The sequence below is a fragment of the Dongia sp. genome, from assembly GCF_041906375.1.
Classification (GTDB): Bacteria; Pseudomonadota; Alphaproteobacteria; order Dongiales; family Dongiaceae; genus Dongia.
Genome location: NZ_JAYRJJ010000004.1, coordinates 51,450 through 74,046 on the forward strand (window position 1 = coordinate 51,450; position 22,597 = coordinate 74,046).

Here is a 22,597-nt window from a genome sequence, read left to right on the forward strand (position 1 = left end):
CGGTTGCAGCCAAAGAAAGACCCCTGAGCCATACGGCACCAGGGGTCTAGGGGAAACGGGGTTGAGTATAAATTGTCAGCGGCACTTCTCACCGTGACCTTCGTCGGCAAAATCCGGCCACGGCTTCAGCACCAATTGCCAGCCGAACGTCCTGTCTGGCGAAGGCCGCAGCTCCGCGTCCTCGGCTATGAAGCGCGACCAGAAAAGTGTCGCATATGCCGCGTCATCCGGGTCGAGGCCACGATTGAGAAAGCGCCTGGCGACTACTGCCATCTTTCCCAACAGGGCCAACGGGCGTGGCCGCATAAGCTGCTTCTGCCCATCCACCTCCTGCTCAAGTACGACTTCGACTTGCCGTGCTCGCAGGTATAAGAGGCGATTTCTCATGCACTCCCCCCTAAGCCGACACTTGAAGAGGAGCAGCGACATGTGATCGGAGCGCCAGCATGGGAAGTCGACGAAGCGCGTGTTCCGGCCCGCGCTCGTGTTCGTCGATCCAGCAGAGACGACGGCGGCTACGGCCTGGTCCGCACGCTTGCATCCTGAAATGCCCACGCACTGTGACACGACAGTCAAGGCGGATACCCGTAACCTGGTCCCCTTTCGATACCGCAGATCTACCGAGAATCTTGGCACTTGAAGACAGTCGTCGAACGCTGAACAAGCTGAACTTCTTTGCGACTTGACGCGCCTTCCGGCCAGTGCGGCGAGCATGATACGAGGGAAGATAAGGAAGAAGCTCTTCCCGCCCGTTCGACACTGTCGCCGCATGAGCAACTACAAGCGTGGAAAACTCAGCAACTCGAAACATGATCTGGTCCATCTCCACACCATAATCACGTCTGAACTCCAAGGCTCCTGGCAATACCTCTACGGGCAACATCTTAAATTGGATAATTCCGTCTCTGTCGCAGGAAAGAAAGCGCGACAAAGCCACTTCTCCAATTTCATCTTTAACGATTGCCGTGAACTCCATCCAATGTGCTCCGTCGCTACGGACAAAGATAGCCATCAGCTCCAACTTGTCATTGAAGCGGATAGATCCAGGCGGCAAGTCAATGTATGCAGCTCCCGCCTTTGCTATCTCCTTACAGCCGAAAGAAAGCACATTTTGAGCCACTCGTGACGCAGCCAGCATGCATGCCAAGTCACGCGGTAATTGAAACGAGAGCGGGTTTGTTTCAGGCGTGATGAACTCGCGAAGCATGTGGCAGAACTCGTCGCTGCCATCACGCGTTTGGCGAAATCGGTCCAGACAGAAATTGAGTGTTGCCAGATCGAGAATTTCATTGTGTGCATACTCCAGTAACTTCTTGTTGAACCATTTATCGAGCCAAGTAGGCATGGGGCGTCCTTTCCGCGACGCTATTCGCGCGCGATTTCGTGTTGGTTAGTAATTCGGATGTCGAGTTGCTGGCGAGAGCAGCCGCGAGGCTTTTCGCAAGACGCTGCTGAAGATCAACTAAACTGCAGTACCAGAGGCTTTGGCGGTTTTAGGGAGAACCGGATCTACGGCAGCATCCAGTGGTGGCGCTATCGCGTGCGGGGAACGACCCCGGATGCGATAGCGCCTACTAGCCTCGCTTACGCAGCTTTCTTCGACGCCAGCGGAGGCGCACCATTTCAATCTCCTCGCGCCTCTCTGTCGGATAGGTTCCCGTGCTACCGGGTTTACTCATTTCGATGAGAATAGTGAGGATGTCATCGCGGAGTGTCTGATCGAGATCCCAGAGCTCTGCCGGATCCCACTTCCCGCAGCCATCAGCGTTCCAGCAGGCAAGGATAAAATCGGCAACCCGACGGCTTTGCCCGGTGTCCGAGCGCGCTACTGTGATGAGACGGTCAAACGCGCCGTAGTAGTTCGATATATCAACCATGATGTCTCCCTTTCTTTAAGGATGAGTTTCTCCATCGGCCGGAACGCGCCCGGCCGTTGAAAAAGATGATGAAGAGGGTTGCCGGGGCTTACGCCCCGGCAGGTGGAAGTCTGCTTACTCAGCAGCGAATGTAAGGTTACTCAACGTAAGGTTACTCAACTTGAACCACCCTCCCGTTTAGGGAGGAAACCCTGCGCATGCAGGGGTAGAAGCCCCGCATGCGCAGGGTCGACAATCCCTGCTGCCGCAGGGGAACCCCATTGCTGGGGAAGAACCCTGCTTTCGCAGGGGAAGCAACCTTACGAGGATTAAGTTAGCTTATATGCGGTTTTTGGTCAACTAAAAAATACGCCCTATTTCAAAGTATATATCCAAATATCAATGACTTGTCAACATTGCAGCCATAAAGCTCTTACTCATTTTTACGCTTCTACCGTATACCCAGCGATACGCAACGACACCTAGCGACGCGCAGCGACACCTAGCGACTGCGATTTTGCTTTACCGGGGTTCGGCACTGTTAGTGAGAAGGTTGGCCGAGCAGACGCACCATACTGATCTTCTAACGCAGCTCTCGATCGAGCACGTCGCGGTCCAAGGGATGCGATGGCTTTGTCGGCTGAGCAGAGAAAGATTCGGCGCAGCTCGGGATGGCCGGGCCACCGCTGGTTGGCGAACGCTTCGCGCAGATCGACCGGGATGCCGGAGGGGCCGTGGGCGGTACCTGGAGCCAGAGGGGTTCGGGCGGCATTAGAAGAGCGCCGCTAGGTACTCGGCCATGTTCTCCGGCTCCTCGGCCCTCCGATTCTCATTGATTGCTTCGTCCAGAATGCGCTCAAAGTACTTCGCATTCTCCCGCACAGTCTCAGTTTCGCTTTCGCGTGCATCGGGGATGTCGACAATGTGTTCTTCTGCCCAGGCATCACGACGCTTTCCGTAATGCTGCGTCGATGTCGCGGTGACGCAATGCCCCAAGAGCGCGGCGATCTCTTTCAGTTCCTTCAGGCTTTTCATGTTAGCTACAAACTGGTGCCGCAACGAATATAAGCAGTAGATGCGTCCGTCGAAGATACGCTCACAAACATGATAGATAAGCTGAGATACCGACGATTGGACCCCAGCGTACCGACCCTCGACATTCCAGAGAGCGCCGTGAGCAGCCATGTACTCGACCGACTTCAGGCCTTCCGGCGTGAAGTCGGAAATGTCCAGGGTACGGAAAGGACCGTTCGCCCGTCCGTTAGTGTTCTTTCCGTTTTTCACGATCAACAGCACCTGGTCACCAGACTTGACCATTTTTGCTGTCTTCCATTCGCTGGGGCGCAGGCCCGTGGACAGACCTGCATTGAGCCAATGAACCGCTGTTTGCGACCATGACGACCGTGAAAAATGGGTGAGGTACACGAGCAGCTTTGTCAAATCGCCGTGCGGCATCTTCTTTTCTTTGAGAGCGCTGGTACGATCATCACTGTCGTCATCCGGCTCCCTCGGGTTTGCAATGCACTCAGCAATGTCGGCGTCGAGCATAGCAATGGCATTGTCGGCACCATCGATAGGCCACGCTTCCAGCAATGTGCGCACTGACTGGCGCATCGTCCGCCAAGACGACACCTTGTATGTCGGCTTGATACTGATCAGCCACGACGTGAATGCCACGACATCGATGTCAGATTTGGATATGTCCAGATCATTTGCAGCGCGATACCGCTCAAGCAGCTTATGTGCGCGCGTCAAGTAATCGGATTGTGTTTCATGAGTGCGAGTATATCGTGTCATTTCATCACCTTCTTATGCTTGCCATATAAGATTTCTATTAAGGACTATTGTTGGGACCGCGCCGATTTCCGGCCAGACGACAGGCTCTTTTCGATTTCATCGATCACGTGCTGAATATCCGGGTCGACCAGAGCTTTCGGCTTGGCCTCATGGCGGCTTTGTGAGATCAGCGCGTTGAGCCGGAACCGGGTTTCATTACCGCTGAAACCATCCTCCTTCACTGATGCTAGCGCACGCTTCATAACCCGTGCGACGAATGCGCTTTCGATCTGTGTCGTCCGCGTATCGATGATCTGGGCCACACTCTCTACAAAAAGAGCCTTGGCAACCGCGCGGTAAATTCGCTCGGATCGCGGTGCGCGACGCGCCTTCCGGCTCTCCTCATATTTTGCTTGAGCAGCCAACGCGACCCTGCGCTTTCGATCTGCACCCCGTGCCATGTGACACACTCCCTAGTCAGCTTCTTAAGAAAGCCAGTGTGTTTCATGGTCTTGCAAGGAACCAGAAGCCAAATTCGCATTCAGCTTCTGATCTCACCGTCCCAATGTTGACAATTTGCGCGCTGGGCCAGGATCACGGGCACCTTGTAAATCTTCGGCAGCCTTCTCTGCAGCCGCCGCCGCATTTCAGCCCGCGCTCGCTTGCTATCCCACAGCATGCTTCCAGCTTGAAATATCACGGCCTCGACATGGTCTTCGAAATGGCGATCACGTAGCATCAGGCTCATCGCTTCCATCAGCGCCATCTGCATCGTCTCAGCAGTCAACGGCGGCTTCCCTTCCGCCGGGTCAACCACTTGTCTCAAACGCTGATCTCTTTTCCTTTCGGCAGCCGTCCGCGCTCTCCTGGCCCCTGTTTCCAAGTTACTCATGATCATGCCCTCCTGCGGCCGCTGCGGGCTTCCGGGAGGCTAGGCGGGCCAATATGGCGACCTCCGCGACGGCCGGGACCAGGAAGCGCTGTGATGCGGCCTGGATGATGTCGGCGATGGTGAGGTCTGGGTGTCCGGTGCGGATGGCCGAGGCGATGGCGTCCAGGAGAGCCTTACTCATTGTCTCCGAGTTGAATGCGAGCTTGCCGTCCTTGGACATTGATGCCGCTATCTGTCGGCTCCGGCGCTTGTATTCTCTATTGGGTGTTACGGGCTTGGGGTTCATGGCCGCCTTCATCAGCGCCGCGAGTTCGACCTGATTGAGTGACGACATTGTGATCTCCTGTTCTTGATCCGGGAAAGTCCGGCTCTGAATCAGGATTGGCCGTCGGCTTGCAAGAAACGAAATATATCTGACATGTCAGAAACAAAAATTCGCTGGCTGGAGCTTGGCACCAGGTTTCAAGGTTCGAAGATGCCTAGAGTTTTAGGGGAAGCACGGGCGACCAAATGAGGTCTTCGGCGATAGGCATCTATGAGGGCTGCGCCCGAAGGGCTTCTAAGAGGAAGGTGCGCTAATCCCATCTCGAAGGATCGTCTAGCTCTGTCTTGATGGGTGACCTCGATGCTCGGATCGACCTCGCTCTATACACATATGCGCGCAGCGCCCGGAAAAGCGCAGCGCAGCGAGCATCTACTCCAGATGCCCATGGCCAAAGGCTATGACACATCGTCCATTTCTCCCATTCGGGCGACGATGGCGAAGCCCTTTTGCTTCGAGCCAAATTTCTCTTCTAGAATATGACAAAAATGACTCACGCTCAATCGGCCGACTCATCCTTGTGCGGCAATCCCGCGTCAACAAAATCGATGGTGTGCTGATATGGGGAATGGCTGAAAAGTACCTCGAAGCACGAAACATCTTCATCACCAGGCGACGGCACCATCGACCGACGGTGCGAATATCTCTTCCAGTATACGAAAATATTTCCATCCTCGGATTCCGGCATTTTCGTCAGACGACATCAACACGCGTCAACAAATTTGATGGTGTGCCGTTGTGGGGAAACGTCGAGGCGCTCTTGACAGAGGCGCGGCGACGGCCAACCCTTTATGCATGAAGCCACATGAAGTGGTGCGGAAATCGAGATAAAGAAATGTACGGCATCGCTCAATCAGAGTTTGATAGACCCAAACGATACGAGGAGTATTGCGGTCCACGGATTCTTCCTAGAAATCGAGGCGATATTCTTGTTGCATTGCAAAGCGACGCCGCGATGCAAGATATCCACCCAACTTCACCGCGGTCGTATTTGCATCTCCGACATACCCGGTTTTCTGACGATCTTACAGCGTCGGACCTTGCACTCCTGGAGCTGCTGATCACTGTCGGCCGCCGGGACATGTTCGATAACCAGGATTACGTCGTCCCAGCGCGCGATATCCTTCGATTCATGGGGTGGGACCGGAACCCACGATATCTGGATAAGTCAATTGCGCGCCTACACAATGGCAGTTATCGGGTTGTCCGGCGTATCAAAGGGTTGTGGACTGACAAAACCGAAAGACCCATCTTCTCGGCACTCAGTGTCGAGACTGATCAGAATGGCGCCAGGCTCATTGTATTCCGACTGGCACCAGAGTTTGCTGCCTTGCAGACGACTCTTCAATCATATGGCTACATCGAAATCGCCACGCTGCCACAGATGAAGTCACGATGGTCCCAGGCCACTTACAAGATTCTTATGACCCGTACCTGGAAACGCTGGATGAACCTTCGTATCCATGGCGGCAGCGTCATTCTCTATAAGACTACCCCGGAGGAGCTTGCAAAGAGCATTGGCTGGATCAAGCCTAATGTGCCGTTCAAAGCAAGCATATTCAAGCGAGAGGTGCTCGTTCGCCTGGCGACTGATTTCGCGCATATCAGGCAACACCGGATTAGTGCCCAGATGAATAACTTCGGCGATATCGTCTTTGAAATGACACCAATCGCCGTCGATTGGAGAAGCCTCAAAGTTCCGGGAGGCGCTGTTCCGACAGTGCTCCGCGAATACGACTTACCGGAGCTTCGTATCCCTGAGACTTTCTTTCTACGGGTTGGGCGGCATTTCGGCGTGCCACCGACCATTCTTTCTGGAATGTGGCTTCTGGCGCTCGCTGAAGCTTACTCCGGCGAGGCGCTGGACAAAGGTTATACCAGGGCGCCATTTCGCGGTAGGGCGCTGTTAAAGACCATCGACGATCTTGGCCCCGTCGAGGCATGCTGGAAGCTGGTTTTGTCAGAGCTCAGAAATGCAAGTATTGCTTATTACATCTACGACCGCGATCTTATCCGCCAAGCTATCGACGATAGAAATCGACGCGCTATCGGTTGGGAATCGACCCTATCCATCGATGTTCGAGCCGAGATCGCGAAGGCTGTCAGAAGAAAGCGATTTTGCCTCACAGAACTGGCGAAAGACATTAGAGGAATGATTGAGGATAGGGACCGTGTGAGTTCCGATCACATGAGAAAATGGCGGAAGGCCGAGGTCGCCGAAGAGGATTATGTCGAGTATCTGGGCGAAGACGAAGCGATCCGTGCGCAGATCAGCTCTGCGTCCGACCTCAGTTACGAGGCATGTCTGGAAAGCCGCTTGGAGCGTGGGGAGGACGACATCCCCGTGGGTGACAATTATCGTTCAATGATGGCCGAGATGGAACGTGAGCTAGTCGAGCTGCCGTACTAGCCTCCGAGCCCATAAGATCTTTCTCAAACACCAAAAGTTGACAAGACTGCATGGGGCGACTACATCTCGCTCCATGCACACCCGCTCCTCCTTCATACGGTAATCGTCCCTACTCGCCCGGCACGCCGTCGGCGCGACACGCGGTTACACGTATGATGGAGTGATCTGGATGGCCGACGTTAAGCTCGACCTGTTTTTCCGCATTGTGAACCTTCAAGGCGCCGATTTTGCCGTCGGCCAGGCCATCAAGCTCATCGAGCAGGCGGTCTCCGCTGACAGTCATTTCGCGAAATTTGCTGATGTCAGCAAAGCGCTTCTGGCACTCGACCGCTCGCACAGCCTTTCGAATGCCACTGACCTGCTTGCCACCGTCAACAAATGGGCGACTAACATCAACAGTGGAATTCCGGCAGCCGTGCAAGCTCTCCTCGGCTTGCTCGGCGATGTCGACGCCGAGCGGTTCGTCGCATGGCGTATTCTTTTTTGCTGGCAGCATGACCGCGATATTTCGAGTGTCGAACGGGATCGAATGTTGCTCCAGGCCCTGGGGTGGATGCAGCAATCCGTGGATGCCTGCAGCCTGACGGCCCTGCGTAACGGCATCGAGAGCACGCCTGACATTGTCAACTCGCTTGGTTACAATTTCGTTGCCCAAATTAAAGCTCTGACACTTGATGCTTCGACTTTCGATGCAGTTGTCAGCCGCAATGCCTACGGCAACGATGCCGTTATTCAGTCGGGCGCGGATCGCTATCATGACTCATGGAATTCCGTTGACGGACCCGGTCGGCTTCCGGTGTTTCTGTGCGGGAGAATTGCCGAGAGCGTATACACGTCCGGCACGGAATCGCCCCTGCTCCAGCTCGGCGCGGTCGTCGCATACATCAGGCACCGGACTTCTTCGAAATTCGAAACACTTTGCAATCACATTTTGGACAACCCCTCCGATTTCGTTGCTTGCTGGCAGCTCGTTGATGCAATGCGGCACCAGAAAGACACTGATTTCCGCGAAGAAATCGAAGCGTTGATTGCGCCACTCGCATTCGCTGGTGACAGAGCTGCGCTCCTCGAAGCCGCCTCTTTTGCCGTGCGCCGGGGCTATCATTCTTGCGACAAAAGCCTCCTGAGCTTCGCCCTCGGCGCCCTCGCGATTGCCAGCGGATGCAGGGAAATCACCCCCCTGGAACCCAACGACAATCCCGTGGACACGGCCATGAGCCAAGCGGGGGAATACCTGGTTCGTGGCATCATGGCGCAAGCTCCGGCATCCGAGCGCGAGCGCGTGAAAAGTAGTATTGAGGCGTTTATGTCAGGCGAGCAAGCTGCCGCTGACGAGCGCATGAACGATGAGAATGCCGAGCGCGAAGCTGCCAAAGCTTCGAGTGCTAAAGGCGACACCGACGACGCAATCGATGACGAAATCACTGTCGGTGACACGCCGCCGCCCGGTCCATACGTCCCGAAAACCCGTCTCCAAGCCCTGCGCCGACTGGCCCAGGAACGCGCAATTGCGCCCGAATCTATTCGCGTCGTCCACAGCATTGGTAACCGCGACGTGGCGCGCGATGAGACGAAACAGGCTCTCCGGAGCATCGAGAAATTGATGGAGCCGATGCGCCTCGCCTCGATGCCGACGGACTTGAGCGGTTGGCGCCAGGAGCTTTTGGCTGAATTCCCGCATGCTGGAAGTGCCGTTGACGCGATTTATGGGGACCTGGTTTCGCGTTCGATGAACGGGAAACGGGCGTTGATGTTCAAGCCGACGTTGCTTGTTGGCACGCCCGGTTGCGGGAAAAGTCGGCTCGCGCGCCGTGTCGCCGAAAGCCTGCAAATTGGCTACAGGGTTACGCCGTGTGGCGGGGTTTCCGACAGCCATTTTGGTGGGGTGTCGAGGGGATGGCATTCCAGTCACCCCAGTTCTCCGTTGGATTTAATCCGGCAAAGTGGCGTGCCGAATCCCGTGCTTGTGCTTGATGAAATCGAGAAATCGGCAACCTCCAAGCATAACGGCAATTTTCATGATGTGTTGTTGTCGATGCTGGAAACCGAAACCAGCAAGGCGTGGAACGATCCATTCATCCAAGGTCCTGTCAACATTTCCGCCATCAATTGGTTGGCGACAGCCAACAGCTTGAGCGGCCTCCCCAGCCCCCTGCTCGACCGCATGCGCATTATTCATGTCGACAACCCCAGCCTCACCCACTTGCCCGCCCTCAGCGCCACGATCCTGCGCGAAATTGGCAGCCAACACGGCCACGATCAATGGCACCAGCCGCTTGATCAAATGGAACTCAATGCGATTGGCAGGGCCTGGAGCCGTCAACCCAGCATCAGGTATCTGCGTAGGTTGATTGAGGGTGCCTTGAGGGCCAGGGAACAGGCGGCAGCGAGGCACTAAGATGAGGGATGAAAATGGTTGGAAGCCCGAGATGACGATTTTGTTGAAGCACGGAAATTCATCGTCGCGGGAGACGGTATACGACCACGATTTTCTGCGTCAGCTCGTCAACATTGTTGAATACGTTCCGCTGAGTACGGCGGAACTTTTCGAACACACATTCAAGGCCTGGCTGAAATCGGCAGAAGGTGTGCGAGTGCAAGCTATCATCCAGGGGCGCAAGGAGATCGAGGCTGGAAATTGGCACGATTTCGACGACGTGATGAACGAGCTGGAAGCCATTTTGCGCGGAGACGATCCCACCGACGAATGAAAACCGGAATATGAGAATAGGTAGTTTAAGAGGGCTTATCCTACATAACGGGATGTCATAGATGATCAAGATTGGAGACGACGGCAGTTGGCGCAAGGATGTCGGGGCGGAAATTCGGCGGCTCGAAATCCTGCTTTTCGATCTCAACGTGCTGCATTCGGGGGCCGGGTATCCCCCGCGTGAGGAGCTGGCCAGGGCGCAGATTTTGCAGAACCCGGTGATCCAGCCTCGGTCGGTGCCGTCGCTGGTTGGTGGGGTGGAGATCGAGGGGCGGAAGAAGGTCCGGCAGACATCGCCAATTGTGTTGATGGGAGACGGCTGGGTGCGGACGATGAACACGCTGTACAGGCTTGAGGGCAGGTAATGAGTGATCATCAATTCCCTGGCCGGGAATGGCTCGTATGTCGCTGCGGGTGGATGCACCTGTCCCCGCTTCCTGGGGAGACCGGAAGCCAGACTTGCATCCGCTGCGGACGCCCGTCTCGGCAGATGCAAGTCGCTCCTAAGGCGAAGATTGATGCGGTGCCGCCGGGGGTCACGATTTCAGTGGTGGAGTGGCCCTGAGACCCGTGCTTAGTCACGGGTCTCAAAATGCTGAGCACGAGCAAGCTGCTCGGCTTTTGTCGGTCGCCCGCGCTTTCGCTTTCCCGGCGCCAGGGCGGCCTCGACGACCGCGGCCGGAAGCTTCACAGGCCTGGGATCATTCGCAGCCAAGCGGTGCTGGGAGATCCAAGCTTTCAGGTCGTCAGGAGTGAAAAAGGTCCGGCTTCCGAGTTTGACGATGGCTGGGCCACGATTTTTGTAGACCAAATCCGCCAGCGCTTGGCGGCTCATAGAGAGTGCAGCGGCGGCGGAAGGATAATCGAGAAGCAATGGTTCAGACATTTCAGGAGTCTCTTTTTCGAGAGACTCCACGTCAGACACCGCGTGAAGAGTTCGGGCAGCCACTTCGTCGGCTCGTCGCCTTTTTGGGTGCCACCGGGGAAGCATGGTCCCCGGCACGTATTGTCCGGCCCGATCGGACTATCGCCCGACCTCAGAATGCTGACTCAGGTTTCCAGATAGGTCAACATTTTTGACTTTATTCAAATGCCATCTATATCACCATTTATCGCGCTGTGCCGTACTGTGCCAGGGGCTATCGCCATGAATCGCTGGCTGTCGTATGGTGTCGCGGAACTGCCCATTTTATTAGGACAAATGAACACTCTCTGCGGCACAAGTCTTGGCACATATTTGGCACATTGCCGACAGAAAAGCAGCGATATCCAGCGATACACGGCGAAGCTAAATGATTGAAACAGCTGCATTCATGAATGTTATCAGTGCACAGCCTTGCCCTCCGATGGCAGTGCGCAAATTACTAGCAGTATAATCTCCCTTTCACAGGAATCGTGATCGCGCTAGACGTTCCTTCATCGGCCAGCAGCTCTTGGGTTAAGCTGAATCCATCAATGAATTCGCGGCAGATCAATTGCCAAATGCTACGTTATTAAATGTCGAAGAGCCTTTATCCCCGTAGGTGGCTCCTGTTGCCAGGTGATCACTGCGAGGCGCTTGGCTAATCCGTCGCGGACGCGGTTGATCTGCTTGGCTTCGCTGCCGATGCGGAATTGCAATAGCGGATCATGCGTTCCGGTAGGCCCAAGGCAATTGTTGATGACCCAGCCATAAGGTTCGATTCCGGCCCGACGAAGATCATCCTGCAGGGCTGAGGCCTCTGAGATCGGTGTCGTTTCGGGTAGAGCTACGAGAAGTATCTTTGTGTAAGCCGGGTCTTGCAGTCGCATCAAGGGCGTCACCAATCGGCCACTTTGCCCGATCTGCTGTGAATCGCGCAGAACCTGACGATGATAGGCTCCTGTGGCGTCGAGCAGGAGAAAGGTGTGCCCTGTTGGCGCGGTGTCGATAATGACGAAACCGTCTCGCGCGCCGAGTACCACGCGAGAGAAGGCATGAAAAACGGCGACCTCCTCCGTACACGGCGAGCGCAGATCCTCAAGCAGAAGCGCTTTTTCGGCATCATCTAGTTCTGCACCACGCCCGGCCATGATACGATCGATGTATCTCTCGGTCTCGACCGCCGGATCGATCCGCTCGACCTTGAGAGTGGGCATGGTATCGCTGGCCAGAGCCCAGCTAACATGCGCGGCGGGGTCTGTCGTCGTCAGCAGGACCTGGTGGCCCCGGCTCGCGAGTTCCACGGCGATTGCCGCGGCGACTGTGGTCTTCCCCACGCCGCCCTTGCCCATGACCATGACGACGCCGTTCCCGGCAGCCTCGATTTCCGCCACCATCGCGCCGAGATCCGGATAGCCGTCGGCCGATTGAGACGCAGACGGGGTGGATTTTTCCTGATCGACACTCAAAAATCTGCGCAAGGCGACCAGTCCCACCATGTCGTAGGCGCGCATCGGGATCTCGTCACGCGGCAGCCCAGTCAGCGAGACTGGCATCTTCGCCAGAGCCGATTGGCAGCGCCGCTCCATGGCGGAGGCAACTGAATCCGATGGATCGGCAGCACGAAATGTCGCATTGACGATCAGACGCTGATTTCCGAGCCCCAATGCCAATAGTTCTTCCGCCGATCTTGCGGCTTCCCGCAAGGCGGATGGCTCCGGCCGCGTGACGAGTGCCACCGTTGTCGTGCTCGGATCGGTTAAGGATTTAAGCGCACGTTCGAACACCGCCAGTTGCATTTGCAATCCCGAATGTGGCCCGAGGCACGACGCACCTCTTTCGTTGGTCTCTAAAAACGACGACCAGGCTTTGGGCAAACTGAGCAGTCGCAGCGTATGTCCGGTCGGCGCCGTATCGAAGATGATGTGATCGTATTTTTTTCCTTCCTCGTGTTCGCCTGACAACAATTCGGCGAATTCGTCGAAGGCCGCGATCTCGGTCGTGCAGGCGCCCGACAGTTGCTCACGCACCTTGGCGATCTCGGTTTCATCCGCCGGACCCATGGCGCCGATGACCCGCCGACGATAGGCTTCCGCGGATGCTTCTGGATCGATGTTGAGCGCGAAGAGGCGATCCACATTGGGAACTGCTTTGGCGAGCCGATCGAGACGGACCCCCAGCATTTCATCCAGATTGGATGCCGGATCGGTACTGATGAGGAGGACGCGCTTGCCCGAATCGGCGAGCGCGATGGCAATGCCGCATGACAGCGCCGTTTTGCCGACGCCACCCTTTCCAGTGAAGAAGATAAAGCGCGTGGGCCGCGTCAGAATGCCGAGTGGAAGTACAGCCATATCCGTGTCACCCATGATCAACCAGCCCGCCTCACGACCGACAGGATAAACGCGCCGCCTCGCCTCAGATGGCAATTCATCTGGAGAAGCGCTGTGAGAACGGGAATCCCAATGCTACATATCCGTCGGCGTGGGGAAGCAGTCATTGATACAGATCAGGATGACCGCAATCCGACCCTGAGTTCAATGCGCCTTGAGAGCCAATGGCTGCCTGGTCGTCGCTATATGCCTATATAGCAGGATCGCGAGTGCGAGGTTCGCCCCTGCCACAAAAACGATGGCGCCCAGGGCATTGCTGGCGCCGAATGACTCGATCAATGCAGCACCTATCGAAGGTGCGGCGGCTTGGGCAATCAGGCTCGGGCGTGCTAGCCGTCCCATGATGGGGCCGTAATCCGCCGGGCCAAACAGAGCGAGCGGCAGGGTTGCTCTGGCGATCGACTCCAGACCGATCCCCGCGCCGTAGAAGATCAGCGCCAGGAATACGAGCGGTATGTTTGCCCAGAGGAGTGCAAGACCGATCAAGACGCTGCTGACGGATGCCAGCTTCGTCCAGATGGGATGGTGATATTGCCCGATTAGACTTTCGATAAATCGAGCGCCAACCTGAGACGGGCCCACCAAGGCGCCCAAAGCCACGGCAGCCGCCATTGTAAGGCCATGGGCCTGGAGGAGCGTCAGCAGGTGGACGGAAATCACCGTCGACACCATCGACGCGATCATGATGGTCGTCGCGAGAAGCAGGAACAGTGACCGAGGCGGCGTCCGCATGCTCACATCACTTTCCACCTCGTTCGCCGGAATGATATCGCCGCCCACCCGTTCTTTCGGCAAAGCGAACACATAGAGCGGCAGGCTGATGCATAGCTGGATGATGGCGTAGGAGGCGCATGCGCCACGCCATCCCAGTTCAGACACCAGAAAAGCGGAAAGTGGCCAGCAGACCGTGCTGGCAAAGCCGCCGAACAGTGTCAGAGCTGTAATGAGCTGCCTGGCGCCGTGGCCATACAGGCGGCCCAAGGTTGAAAATGCCGGATCATATAGTCCTGCGCCCATCCCCAATCCGATCACAACCCAACCTATCAAGAAGATGCCCAGGTTCGGAGCGATCGCCAGGACTGACTGGCCCGCCGCGAGCAATATTGCGCTGGCGATCAAGATGGGTCGGCCGCCGTTGCTCTTGATTCGGCGGCCTACCAATGGCGATGCCAGTCCCGCGACCAGCAGTCCTAATGATAGGCCGCCAACGATCCACGACAGCGACCAGCCCGTCGCCTCCGCGATCGGCTTTGCCAGAACGGCTGGGAGATAGTAGGACGAACCCCAAGCGAGAATCTGGGTAACGCCTAAGACTGGAACCACGATGCGGGGCGATCGCCGAAGATCACCCCCGCCATCGGTGCCTGAACTCAAGCGCCCTCTCCGCAGCCGCAGCCCTTCTTGCCCGCATCCTTGGCGACCACGTCAGCTACGCAGCAGGCATCCACTTCAGCCGGGGCTGGGCCACCGCAGCACGAACTGGCCGCTACCTGGGTTGGGGTGACACAACAGCCATTTGCGTCGGTTTCAAAGTCGGTGGTGCAGATTCCGGTCTCAGGCAAAACGAGCTGGACGTTATCCGCCGCCTGCAGATCGCCCGCCAGCACAGCGGCCACGGATCGCGCCTGCTCGTATCCAGTCAATAGCAGGAAGGTTGGCGCCCGGCCGTAGCTCTTGACGCCGATGGTGTAGAAGCCCGGCTCCGGGTGAGAAAGCTCACGGTGACCGTGTGGCGGGACCGAGCCGCAAGAATGCTCATTGGGATCGATCAGCGGCCCGAGAGCCTTCACGCCCTCAAGCCATGGGTCGAGCTCCAGCCGCAGTTCTCGGGTCATCTCCAGATTGGGGCGCTGCCCAGTGCAGACGATGATCCGGTCGACGATCGGCAGGGCGATCTCCTTGCCGTTCTGCATGCCGACAAGTTCAAGGTCATTGCCCTGGCCGCGAATGGCTGAGGTCGAGAAGCCAGTAATGAGTTGAACCTTGCCCTGGTCGACGAGCCGCTTCAGAGCCGTTCCGAGCGCACCGCGGGCTTCCAATTGGTCGTTGGCGCCGCCTCCGTAGATCTTGTTCATGTTGGTGCCGCGCACTACCCATGTGACCTTTGTGCCGGGAGCTGTTTCCGCGAGCTTCGTGATATCCAAAATGACATTAATTGCAGAATAGCCCGCGCCGATGACGGCAATTCGCTTTCCGGCATAGTCATTTCGAACGGCACCCAGGACATCCGGCATGCCGTAAGCAATCCGATCGGCATGCCGATCCTCGCCCGGTGCCGTGGTGCCGGAAGCACCTGCCGGGTTCTGGTTCTGCCAGGTGCCGGAGGCATCAATGATACCCTGGGCGTACTCGACTCGTACTTCGCCGCCGCGCCCGGCGACACGGATTTCGAACGGTCTCTTGTCTCGGCCCTTGGAGGTGACCTTATCCAAGCCCAGGCGGCTGATCGACAGCACCTTGGCGTTGGTTTCGATGGCGCCAGCAAGCTCCGGCACGGCCGCAAGCGGCTTCAGATACTGGTCGTGGATCTCACCACCCGTCGGGAGCTTATTGGCCTGCGGCAGCTTCCAGCCGTGCTTCTCCAGCAATCGGACGCTGGCGGTGTCGACGCTCTGTTCCCATGTCGTGAAAATACGCACGTGGGCCCAATCCCTCACGTTGGCGCCAACTGACGCGCCAGCCTCATAGACCTTCACCTTCATACCGCGCTCAACAAGATGAGCGGCAGCAGCGAGGCCGATCGGCCCAGCGCCGATAATGGCGATCGGCAGGTTCTGGATATCAAGCATCTGGCGTCTCCTATTTCAAAATTCTTCGAAATATCTGGTCAAAAAAAGGGGCAGCTCAGGCTGCCGCCTCATCGGTTTTGCATTTCGCATCCATGCAGCACTCGTCGACGAGATAGCCGACCAACGCATTCATCGAGGGGTAGTTCGCATGGCAGAACAGGGTCGTCCCCTGGCGTTCCTGGCGGATCAATCCGGCATCCATCAGGTGTTTGATGTGATGTGACAGGGTCGACGCTGCGATCCCGAGCTTGTCCTGAAGGGTGCCACAGGGAACGCCATCGTCACCCGCCCGCACCAGAGCTCGGAAAAGCTTCAGGCGAATGGGGTTGCCGAGGGACGAGAGCTGTTGGGCGGCTATTTCGAGTTTCATGGAAGTAGAATGTCGGCAACCACGCCCCCGGTCAAGATCTATTTCTAATTTTCTCGAAATATATTGCCCCCTGCTTAGAGTGTCGAAACAGACGCAAGGATCACGGAAATACGGACTGTCGGGTCCATTTTGACACTGAAGTAGCTCCGTGTTGTCGACACCTGGCGGGATCGACCTTGGCTCAGGTTGAAGGGGAATTGTGTTTTTATTCCCATACTATCAGGCGATCTATTACTTTCGCACCCATTGGCGGATTTGCGAACATTTTCGCATGCGTGCGACTGTTTTCGCAGGCAGCGAAACTCTCCTCTTGAACCTTTCCACAGGAGAGCTCACGATTAAGAACGTTTTCGCAGATCTGCAAACGTTTCCGCAGGCAAACCTCAGAACAGGTGTTCTTTCGCAGGCGAATGAACGTTTTCGCACCTCTACCACAGGATCACGGCCTTTCGCATGATCCGTTACAGGAACTGAGAACATAATGGCACTGCCCCCTGGAGTTATCCCCGTTGGCCATCAAGGGCTAATTGCCAAATTCGGTCTGAAAGTTCCGCCGCCGTCTGTAACCAGCACGGCAGGAGCTGGCGCGCGTCGCACCGTCATCGACGCCAGGCGGACGGCCGAACACTATCCCGCTACATACGTGCCGAGCGACGATTTAGTCGGCCACCTCAAATTCGCTTTGCGATACGAACCGACAGATCTCGGCGTTCTCGCACAAACCTTTGCGGTCTGCGACCCTCGCGAGATTGAAGCCTGGGTCAGGGCGGAGCCGAACGGGGCGTATGCTCGAAAGGCTTGGTTCTTCTACGAATGGCTCACTGGCAAAACGCTTGATATCGCGGACGCAGGCCCGGTTGCCTATGTTGATGCGCTTGATCCAGAACAACACATCGTCGCCACGGGGCTTCACTCAAGGCGACACAAGGTCATCAACAACTTGCTCGGCAGTCCAAATTTCTGCCCTACCGTGCGGAAGACCCCCGTTATCGATGCCTTTATGGCGGAGGCGATCGATGAAGAAGCGCGCCAGCTTATCGCTGGGTGTGATCCAAAGGTCTTGGCGCGGGCGATTAATTATCTCTACACGAAGGAAACAAAGAGCAGCTTTGAGATTGAACGCGAGACCGCGAAGGGTCAACGCGCTGAACGATTCGTTGCCGCTTTGCGTGCTGCGAAACAATTTGACGCAACCAAGTTCGATTCTCTGGTCGCCCTTCAGAACGTGATTGTAGATCCACGTTACGCAGCGAAGGGTTTTAGAGACTTCCAGAACTTTGTAGGGGAGACCATTGGCGGTTATCGCGAAGTGGTTCACTTCATTTGCCCTCGCCCCGAAGACGTGGAATCGCTCATGCGCGATTGGGCAGAGATGACAAAACGCCTGAGGGAAGCAACTCATCCGGTAGTGTCCGCGGCATTGGCTGCATTCGGATTCGTTTTCATTCATCCGTTTGAAGATGGCAACGGTCGTATACACCGCTATCTCATCCACCAAATACTCTCGGCTGAAGGATTCTCGCCGCCTGACGTACTTTTCCCGGTGTCTGCCGCCATCGTCCGAGACATCAAAGGATATGATTCTGCACTGGAGAGTTTCTCCCATGCAATTCAGCCCTACATCGACTGGCAATGGACATCAAAGCAGGCAATTGAAGTCAAAAACAATACGGCCCACCTGTATCGATATTTTGACGCTACCCAATTGGTCGAGTTCCTCTACGAGAAGGTGATCGAGACTGTCCGGAAGGATCTCAAGGAAGAGCTGGACTATGTCTCAGTTTACGATGCCGCCCGCACAGCCGTGCTAGACATCATCGATATGCCGGACAACCGGGCAACCTTGTTCATCAATTCCATCATGCAGAACAATGGCTCTATATCGAAAAACCGCCGTAAGAAATTCCCTGAGCTATCAGATGATGATGTCGCCACATTGCAGACCGCCGTGCAGGAGATCCTAGCAAACCAACGTGGTGTGGAAGAAGACGACGACAATTCTCCCTGGCATCCATAACGAGCCGACGCCCTCCGAGGTGAAAAGGAATGGCTCCAAACCAAGAATAGAAAGAAAACCTTTTCACTTAAGCGGCAAATGGACTCGAACAATGGCCATCGAGGTTAGATCATCCCCCGGTCACCGACATATGCCGGGATACCGACACATTGGTCGCCCGGCGGTCCAGAATGAAATCATGCCCCTTCGGCTTACGGGCGATCGCCTCCCGTATTGCCGCCTCCAGCTTCTCGTCGCCTTCACTAGTGCGGAGGGCCGCCCGCAGATCGGCACTGTCCTCCTGGCCGAGACACATAAATAGCTGCCCGGTACAGGTCACCCGGACGCGGTTGCAGCTTTCGCAGAAGTTATGGGTCATCGGTGTAATGAAGCCGATCCGCTGCCCCGTCTCGGCGCAGTCGACGTAACGGGCCGGGCCACCCGTCCGGAAAGCGCTGTCCGTCAGGGTCCAGCGTTGCTCCAGATCGGCCCGGAGCTTGGACAGGGGCCAATACTGCTCCAGACGCCGCTCGCCGCCGATATCGCCCATCGGCATCACCTCGATGAAGGCGATATCGAAGCCCTGGTCGCCACACCAGGTGACGATATCGTCGACATCGCCGTCATTGACCCCTTTCAGGGCGACCGTGTTGATCTTGACCTTGAGCCCGGCGCGCCGGGCTGCAGCTAGGCCTTCCAGGACCTTGTCGAGGTCTCCCCAGCGTGTGATCGCCTTGAACGCTTCCGGCCGCAATGTGTCCAGCGAGACATTCACACGCTTCACCCCGGCGTCGGCCAGGCCGTCGGCATATTTGGCCAGTTGGGTGCCATTCGTCGTCAATGTCAGCTCATCGAGTTCACCCGAGGCGAGATGCCGAGACAACGACCGGATCAAGCTCATGATCTCCCGGCGAACCAGCGGCTCACCGCCCGTCAAGCGAAGCTTCCTGACGCCCATCCTGATGAAAGCACTGCAGAGCCGATCCAACTCCTCGATCGACAGCACCTCCTTTCGGGGCAGGAAGGTCATGTCCTCGGCCATACAGTAGACGCAGCGGAGGTCACAGCGATCGGTTACCGACACCCTGAGGTAGCTGATAGACCTGCCGAAAGGGTCCTGCACGAGAACCTCCTATTGGGTGGCTTGCTTCAAGTAGGCGATTAGATTGTCGAGCTTGGTCTCGTCCTTGAGGCCGGGAAACGTCATCTTGGTCCCAGGCACGACTTTCTTGGGGGCTTTTAGGTAATCCGCCAGTGATGGCTCGTCCCAGACGATCCCACTGCCTTTCATCGCCTCAGAGTAAGAAAATCCCTCGACAGTTCCGGCCTTGCGACCAAAGAGACCATGGAGCGACGGACCGATCTTGGCCTTTCCAGCCTCAAGAGTGTGGCAGGCTGCACACTGCCGGAAAACCGCCTCTCCGGCTTTTGCATCCTGCGCTTCCGCCGACCCCGGCCCCATCATCATCGTCATCAGTGCCAGCATCATAATGCCGATCATCATCATGCTGAAGGTCGGCTCAGTTAGCATGCTGATGCCGATCAGCTTACGCTTCGTCAATTCCATTGTTTCGGTCTCTTTACGGGGAAAGTTGCGGGGTGACATGGAGTCACCCCGCTGTCGGTGGGAAGGGAGGCGAGCTCAATCGACTCTATATTCACGCGATTTAAAGCTGAGTGACTTGGTCACCTCCGGAGCGGCCGCGATCTTCCGGATGTCACCCCACGACTGCTTGTAGTTGGGAATGACCAGCTCATTGACCCCATCATTGACGACGTTGCCCTGCACGCCCGTTGGGAAGGCAAAGAGCATAAAGGTCTCGCCTTTACGGGCCGTGGGCGTCGGATAGACCATCGCTTGGGTCGATCCGGCATCGTTGAATACCTCCACGAGATCGCCAGCGCCAAGACTCAGGGTCGCCATATCCTCCGGGTTCATCTCGATGAACGGATATGGCGACGCATCCATGACGAAGTCGTTGGCCTGGTCCAGGAACGCGTTCTGCCAGACCAGATTGGAGCGCCCGTTGTTGATCAGGAATTTAAACTTGGCCTTCTCTTCCTCCTTGCCGGGAGCCTGTAGGCCGCGCCAGGGTGCGTCCATGAAGCGTGCCTTGCCATCCTCCCCCGAGAAGACTCCCTCCGTATAGAGGCGCTTCGTGCCGACGATCTTGCCATCCTTCACGGCGGTCGCTGGTTCCTGAAAGCCGTTGGTTCCCATGGCACGGAGAGTCTCATAGGTCACGAACTCGCCGCCTCCGGCGTTCTTGTGATACCCGTCCATGAAGGCGTCTTCCTCAGTCTTCCAGTCGAAGCCTTTGAACTGGTCCGCATATTTCTCGTCGCCCATGCCGCGCAAGACGCGTTCCATATGCTGGGCAAGTCCGGCGGCAATCAGGCAGTCCGGCTTGGCATTGCCGGGTGGGTCCATATACCGCTCGGTCAAACGCATCCGGCGCTCGCCGTTCATGGAGGTAAGGTTCATCTCGCCGGATTCTGCGGCGGGCAGCCAGACATGGCTTGCTTGACCGATCTGGGACGGAATGATGTCGACATCGACCGAGAACAGGCCACCTTCCTTGATGGCCGCCAAGATGGCCTTCACCATGCCGTCACGATCACCGTAAGGCACCGCGTTCATGGCGTCCTTTACGATGTCTGTGCGCTTCTTGTAGACGCGCTTGAACTCATGTGCATTCAGCGTCGTCTTATAGTGATCGCACGCCCACACATGATGTACGCCACCCTTGCCCTCGATCAGCAACTTGTCGACATAAGCGGCGGGGCGGCCAACATGGGCGTCGCTCGGGCGCACATAACCTTCCTGATGGCCGCCGAGGCGCACCACACCGCCGCCAGGGCGACCGATATTACCTGTCGCCAGAGCGATGTTCACAAGGGCGCCGTTCGTACGATAATTGTCATTGCCCCAGATCAACCCCTTCTCGTAGCCGATCATGACGCGCCGACGCTTCCCACCATCCTTTGGCTTACCGATCCACTCAGCGGCCTTGGCGATGTCCTCTGCCTTCAGCCCGGTCACTTTGGCGGCTTCTTTCAGCGAGACTTTGCAGCCTTCGACTGCCCCTGAGAAATTGGTCAGATGGCCCGGTTTGCCATCCGCTTCGCCGCGCGCCGGGTAGAGAGCTGGTCGCTTTGTTCCTTCAGCGATCGTGCTCTTCTCGATGAATGCTTTGTCAATCCAACCCTGCTCGACAATGTGCGTGAAGATGGCATTGAACAGGATGAGGTCCGTGCCTGAGTTGAGCGCCAGATGAAGAACCCGGTCTTTGCCAGCTTCCATTTCGCAGGCGTTAACAGTGACCGTGCGGCGCGGATCAATGATGACGATACGCCCCTGCTCATGCGGCTCGTCGGGAAGCTGCGCCTTCTTCTTGTCAAGCGACGTACCACGCAGGTTCGGAATCCAGTGATTCAGGAAGTAGTTTGTCTGAGTCTCCAGAGGATTCGTGCCGACCGCGACGATCGTGTCGGCTAGTTCCGCGTCTTCGTAGCAATTGTTGAGTTCGCCCACGCCCATGTCGCGCGTCGCGTGGACTTCCGAATTGTAGGCTGGGCGATTGTGGATGCGGACGTTCTTGACCTTCATCGAACCGAAGTACAGCTTTCCGGTTCCCCAGGTGTTTTCATATCCGCCCGCCGATCCGCCATGGTCGAACATGGAGACGAAAAGGCCGTCTTCGCCCTGTTCTTTGACAACCGCTGCAGTGACTCGGGCGACGAGATCATACGCATCCTCCCATGAGGTCGGCTGCATCGATCCATAGCGCCACACCATCGGGTCTGTAAGGCGCTGTTGCTGGGTGCTACGCGCTTCACTGAAACGGGACTCGCCCATGCGGGCACCACGAACTGATCCCAGCCCTGAATTCACCTCGCATTCGTGATCCGGCTTTATGACGATGTGAACGTCTTTGCCGTTCTGCTTCACGATGTTGTACATCGACGGCGAGTACCACGCATCTGTCTCGGCCGCCTGCTGCTGAGAAAGGTCTACGCCGAAGGCATTGGCCTTAGGGTCGGTGCCGCCCTGCTTATTGGATGGCCACGTATAGGCGTGATAGCCGCAACCTACGATGCAGTAATGGCAGGTCACATTGTGCTTCTTCGCGTCGGCCGGGATGATCGGCAGGCGGTCGATCTGTCGTTTGAAAGCCATGT

The 22,597-nt window shown here is 56.8% G+C and carries 20 protein-coding genes; 5 read left to right on the forward strand and 15 right to left on the reverse strand.

Going from position 1 to position 22,597, the window contains the following annotated elements; translation table 11 throughout:
* Window positions 1-75 precede the first annotated feature (75 nt).
* From ACE3OA_RS14125 to ACE3OA_RS14155, 7 genes are all read right to left on the reverse strand, one after another.
* Window positions 76-273 (reverse strand): hypothetical protein, encoded by a 198-nt coding sequence (locus tag ACE3OA_RS14125; protein WP_374311743.1) that lies wholly within the window; start codon window positions 271-273, stop codon window positions 76-78.
* Window positions 274-397: 124 nt separating this feature from the next.
* On the reverse strand, window positions 398-1,345 hold the full coding sequence (locus tag ACE3OA_RS14130) for a hypothetical protein (RefSeq protein WP_374311745.1): 948 nt from the start codon (window positions 1,343-1,345) through the stop codon (window positions 398-400).
* A gap of 229 nt (window positions 1,346-1,574) precedes the next feature.
* A complete protein-coding gene (locus ACE3OA_RS14135; RefSeq protein WP_374311747.1) occupies window positions 1,575-1,877 on the reverse strand; it encodes a hypothetical protein in 303 nt (100 codons plus the stop codon).
* A gap of 750 nt (window positions 1,878-2,627) precedes the next feature.
* Window positions 2,628-3,653, reverse strand: a complete 1,026-nt coding sequence (locus ACE3OA_RS14140) for a hypothetical protein (RefSeq protein ID WP_374311749.1) — start codon at window positions 3,651-3,653, stop codon at window positions 2,628-2,630.
* Between the two features lie 44 nt (window positions 3,654-3,697).
* The gene (locus ACE3OA_RS14145) at window positions 3,698-4,093 is read right to left on the reverse strand and encodes a hypothetical protein (protein WP_374311751.1); all 396 of its coding nucleotides are present in this window, start codon (window positions 4,091-4,093) and stop codon (window positions 3,698-3,700) included.
* An 80-nt stretch (window positions 4,094-4,173) separates the two neighbouring features.
* Entirely contained in the window at window positions 4,174-4,524 is a 351-nt protein-coding gene (locus tag ACE3OA_RS14150) for a hypothetical protein (protein WP_374311753.1), read from the reverse strand.
* On the reverse strand, window positions 4,517-4,858 hold the full coding sequence (locus ACE3OA_RS14155) for a hypothetical protein (protein ID WP_374311755.1): 342 nt from the start codon (window positions 4,856-4,858) through the stop codon (window positions 4,517-4,519). Before ACE3OA_RS14155 ends, ACE3OA_RS14150 begins: the two co-directional genes overlap by 8 nt.
* Window positions 4,859-5,681: 823 nt before the next feature.
* Between ACE3OA_RS14155 and ACE3OA_RS14160 the strand changes: the two genes are divergently transcribed.
* The 4 genes from ACE3OA_RS14160 to ACE3OA_RS14175 all read left to right on the forward strand — a co-directional run bounded on the left by ACE3OA_RS14160 (window position 5,682) and on the right by ACE3OA_RS14175 (window position 10,331).
* Window positions 5,682-7,256 (forward strand): hypothetical protein, encoded by a 1,575-nt coding sequence (locus ACE3OA_RS14160; protein ID WP_374311757.1) that lies wholly within the window; start codon window positions 5,682-5,684, stop codon window positions 7,254-7,256.
* A gap of 169 nt (window positions 7,257-7,425) precedes the next feature.
* Entirely contained in the window at window positions 7,426-9,654 is a 2,229-nt protein-coding gene (locus tag ACE3OA_RS14165; RefSeq protein WP_374311759.1) for an AAA family ATPase, read from the forward strand.
* Between the two features lie 31 nt (window positions 9,655-9,685).
* Window positions 9,686-9,967 (forward strand): hypothetical protein, encoded by a 282-nt coding sequence (locus ACE3OA_RS14170; protein ID WP_374311761.1) that lies wholly within the window; start codon window positions 9,686-9,688, stop codon window positions 9,965-9,967.
* 61 nt (window positions 9,968-10,028) lie between these two features.
* Window positions 10,029-10,331, forward strand: a complete 303-nt coding sequence (locus ACE3OA_RS14175; protein WP_374311763.1) for a hypothetical protein — start codon at window positions 10,029-10,031, stop codon at window positions 10,329-10,331.
* A 209-nt stretch (window positions 10,332-10,540) separates the two neighbouring features.
* Here ACE3OA_RS14175 and ACE3OA_RS14180 read toward each other — a convergent pair whose 3' ends face one another.
* From ACE3OA_RS14180 to ACE3OA_RS14200, 5 genes are all read right to left on the reverse strand, one after another.
* Window positions 10,541-10,852, reverse strand: coding sequence for a helix-turn-helix transcriptional regulator (locus tag ACE3OA_RS14180; RefSeq protein WP_374311765.1), 312 nt, complete (start codon window positions 10,850-10,852; stop codon window positions 10,541-10,543).
* 599 nt (window positions 10,853-11,451) lie between these two features.
* Window positions 11,452-13,236: an arsenical pump-driving ATPase gene (gene arsA / locus ACE3OA_RS14185; RefSeq protein ID WP_374311767.1), complete on the reverse strand. Its 1,785-nt coding sequence runs from the start codon at window positions 13,234-13,236 to the stop codon at window positions 11,452-11,454.
* Between the two features lie 168 nt (window positions 13,237-13,404).
* A complete protein-coding gene (locus tag ACE3OA_RS14190; RefSeq protein WP_374311769.1) occupies window positions 13,405-14,634 on the reverse strand; it encodes an MFS transporter in 1,230 nt (409 codons plus the stop codon).
* Complete coding sequence (locus ACE3OA_RS14195) at window positions 14,631-16,049, reverse strand: NAD(P)-binding domain-containing protein (RefSeq protein WP_374311771.1); 1,419 nt, start codon at window positions 16,047-16,049, stop codon at window positions 14,631-14,633. The genes ACE3OA_RS14190 and ACE3OA_RS14195 overlap by 4 nt, the downstream gene beginning before the upstream one ends.
* 55 nt (window positions 16,050-16,104) lie before the next feature.
* Window positions 16,105-16,419, reverse strand: a complete 315-nt coding sequence (locus ACE3OA_RS14200; protein WP_374311773.1) for an ArsR/SmtB family transcription factor — start codon at window positions 16,417-16,419, stop codon at window positions 16,105-16,107.
* Between the two features lie 481 nt (window positions 16,420-16,900).
* On the opposite strand from ACE3OA_RS14200, the gene ACE3OA_RS14205 reads away from it, so the two are divergent.
* Entirely contained in the window at window positions 16,901-18,436 is a 1,536-nt protein-coding gene (locus ACE3OA_RS14205) for a Fic family protein (protein ID WP_374311775.1), read from the forward strand.
* A 109-nt stretch (window positions 18,437-18,545) separates the two neighbouring features.
* Here ACE3OA_RS14205 and moaA read toward each other — a convergent pair whose 3' ends face one another.
* From moaA to ACE3OA_RS14220, 3 genes are all read right to left on the reverse strand, one after another.
* On the reverse strand, window positions 18,546-19,538 hold the full coding sequence (moaA, locus tag ACE3OA_RS14210; RefSeq protein WP_374311777.1) for a GTP 3',8-cyclase MoaA: 993 nt from the start codon (window positions 19,536-19,538) through the stop codon (window positions 18,546-18,548).
* A gap of 9 nt (window positions 19,539-19,547) precedes the next feature.
* Window positions 19,548-19,982 carry a cytochrome c family protein gene (locus ACE3OA_RS14215; RefSeq protein WP_374311779.1) on the reverse strand — a complete coding sequence of 145 codons (435 nt, stop codon included), beginning with the start codon at window positions 19,980-19,982 and terminating at the stop codon, window positions 19,548-19,550.
* Window positions 19,983-20,057: 75 nt separating this feature from the next.
* On the reverse strand, window positions 20,058-22,595 hold the full coding sequence (locus ACE3OA_RS14220; protein ID WP_374311781.1) for an arsenate reductase (azurin) large subunit: 2,538 nt from the start codon (window positions 22,593-22,595) through the stop codon (window positions 20,058-20,060).
* Window positions 22,596-22,597 lie beyond the last annotated feature (2 nt).

Coding starts and splice junctions, on each gene's coding strand:
- ACE3OA_RS14195 (WP_374311771.1), bottom strand. CDS start 16,049: ATGCTTGATATCCAGAACCTGCCGATCGCCATTATCGGCGCTGGGCCG.
- ACE3OA_RS14135 (WP_374311747.1), bottom strand. CDS start 1,877: ATGGTTGATATATCGAACTACTACGGCGCGTTTGACCGTCTCATCACA.
- ACE3OA_RS14200 (WP_374311773.1), bottom strand. CDS start 16,419: ATGAAACTCGAAATAGCCGCCCAACAGCTCTCGTCCCTCGGCAACCCC.
- ACE3OA_RS14205 (WP_374311775.1), top strand. CDS start 16,901: ATGGCACTGCCCCCTGGAGTTATCCCCGTTGGCCATCAAGGGCTAATT.
- ACE3OA_RS14215 (WP_374311779.1), bottom strand. CDS start 19,982: ATGGAATTGACGAAGCGTAAGCTGATCGGCATCAGCATGCTAACTGAG.
- ACE3OA_RS14155 (WP_374311755.1), bottom strand. CDS start 4,858: ATGTCGTCACTCAATCAGGTCGAACTCGCGGCGCTGATGAAGGCGGCC.
- ACE3OA_RS14175 (WP_374311763.1), top strand. CDS start 10,029: ATGATCAAGATTGGAGACGACGGCAGTTGGCGCAAGGATGTCGGGGCG.
- ACE3OA_RS14145 (WP_374311751.1), bottom strand. CDS start 4,093: ATGGCACGGGGTGCAGATCGAAAGCGCAGGGTCGCGTTGGCTGCTCAA.
- ACE3OA_RS14180 (WP_374311765.1), bottom strand. CDS start 10,852: ATGTCTGAACCATTGCTTCTCGATTATCCTTCCGCCGCCGCTGCACTC.
- ACE3OA_RS14140 (WP_374311749.1), bottom strand. CDS start 3,653: ATGACACGATATACTCGCACTCATGAAACACAATCCGATTACTTGACG.
- ACE3OA_RS14170 (WP_374311761.1), top strand. CDS start 9,686: ATGACGATTTTGTTGAAGCACGGAAATTCATCGTCGCGGGAGACGGTA.
- ACE3OA_RS14220 (WP_374311781.1), bottom strand. CDS start 22,595: ATGGCTTTCAAACGACAGATCGACCGCCTGCCGATCATCCCGGCCGAC.
- ACE3OA_RS14130 (WP_374311745.1), bottom strand. CDS start 1,345: ATGCCTACTTGGCTCGATAAATGGTTCAACAAGAAGTTACTGGAGTAT.
- ACE3OA_RS14165 (WP_374311759.1), top strand. CDS start 7,426: ATGGCCGACGTTAAGCTCGACCTGTTTTTCCGCATTGTGAACCTTCAA.
- ACE3OA_RS14150 (WP_374311753.1), bottom strand. CDS start 4,524: ATGAGTAACTTGGAAACAGGGGCCAGGAGAGCGCGGACGGCTGCCGAA.
- ACE3OA_RS14125 (WP_374311743.1), bottom strand. CDS start 273: ATGGCAGTAGTCGCCAGGCGCTTTCTCAATCGTGGCCTCGACCCGGAT.
- ACE3OA_RS14160 (WP_374311757.1), top strand. CDS start 5,682: ATGTACGGCATCGCTCAATCAGAGTTTGATAGACCCAAACGATACGAG.
- arsA (WP_374311767.1), bottom strand. CDS start 13,236: ATGGGTGACACGGATATGGCTGTACTTCCACTCGGCATTCTGACGCGG.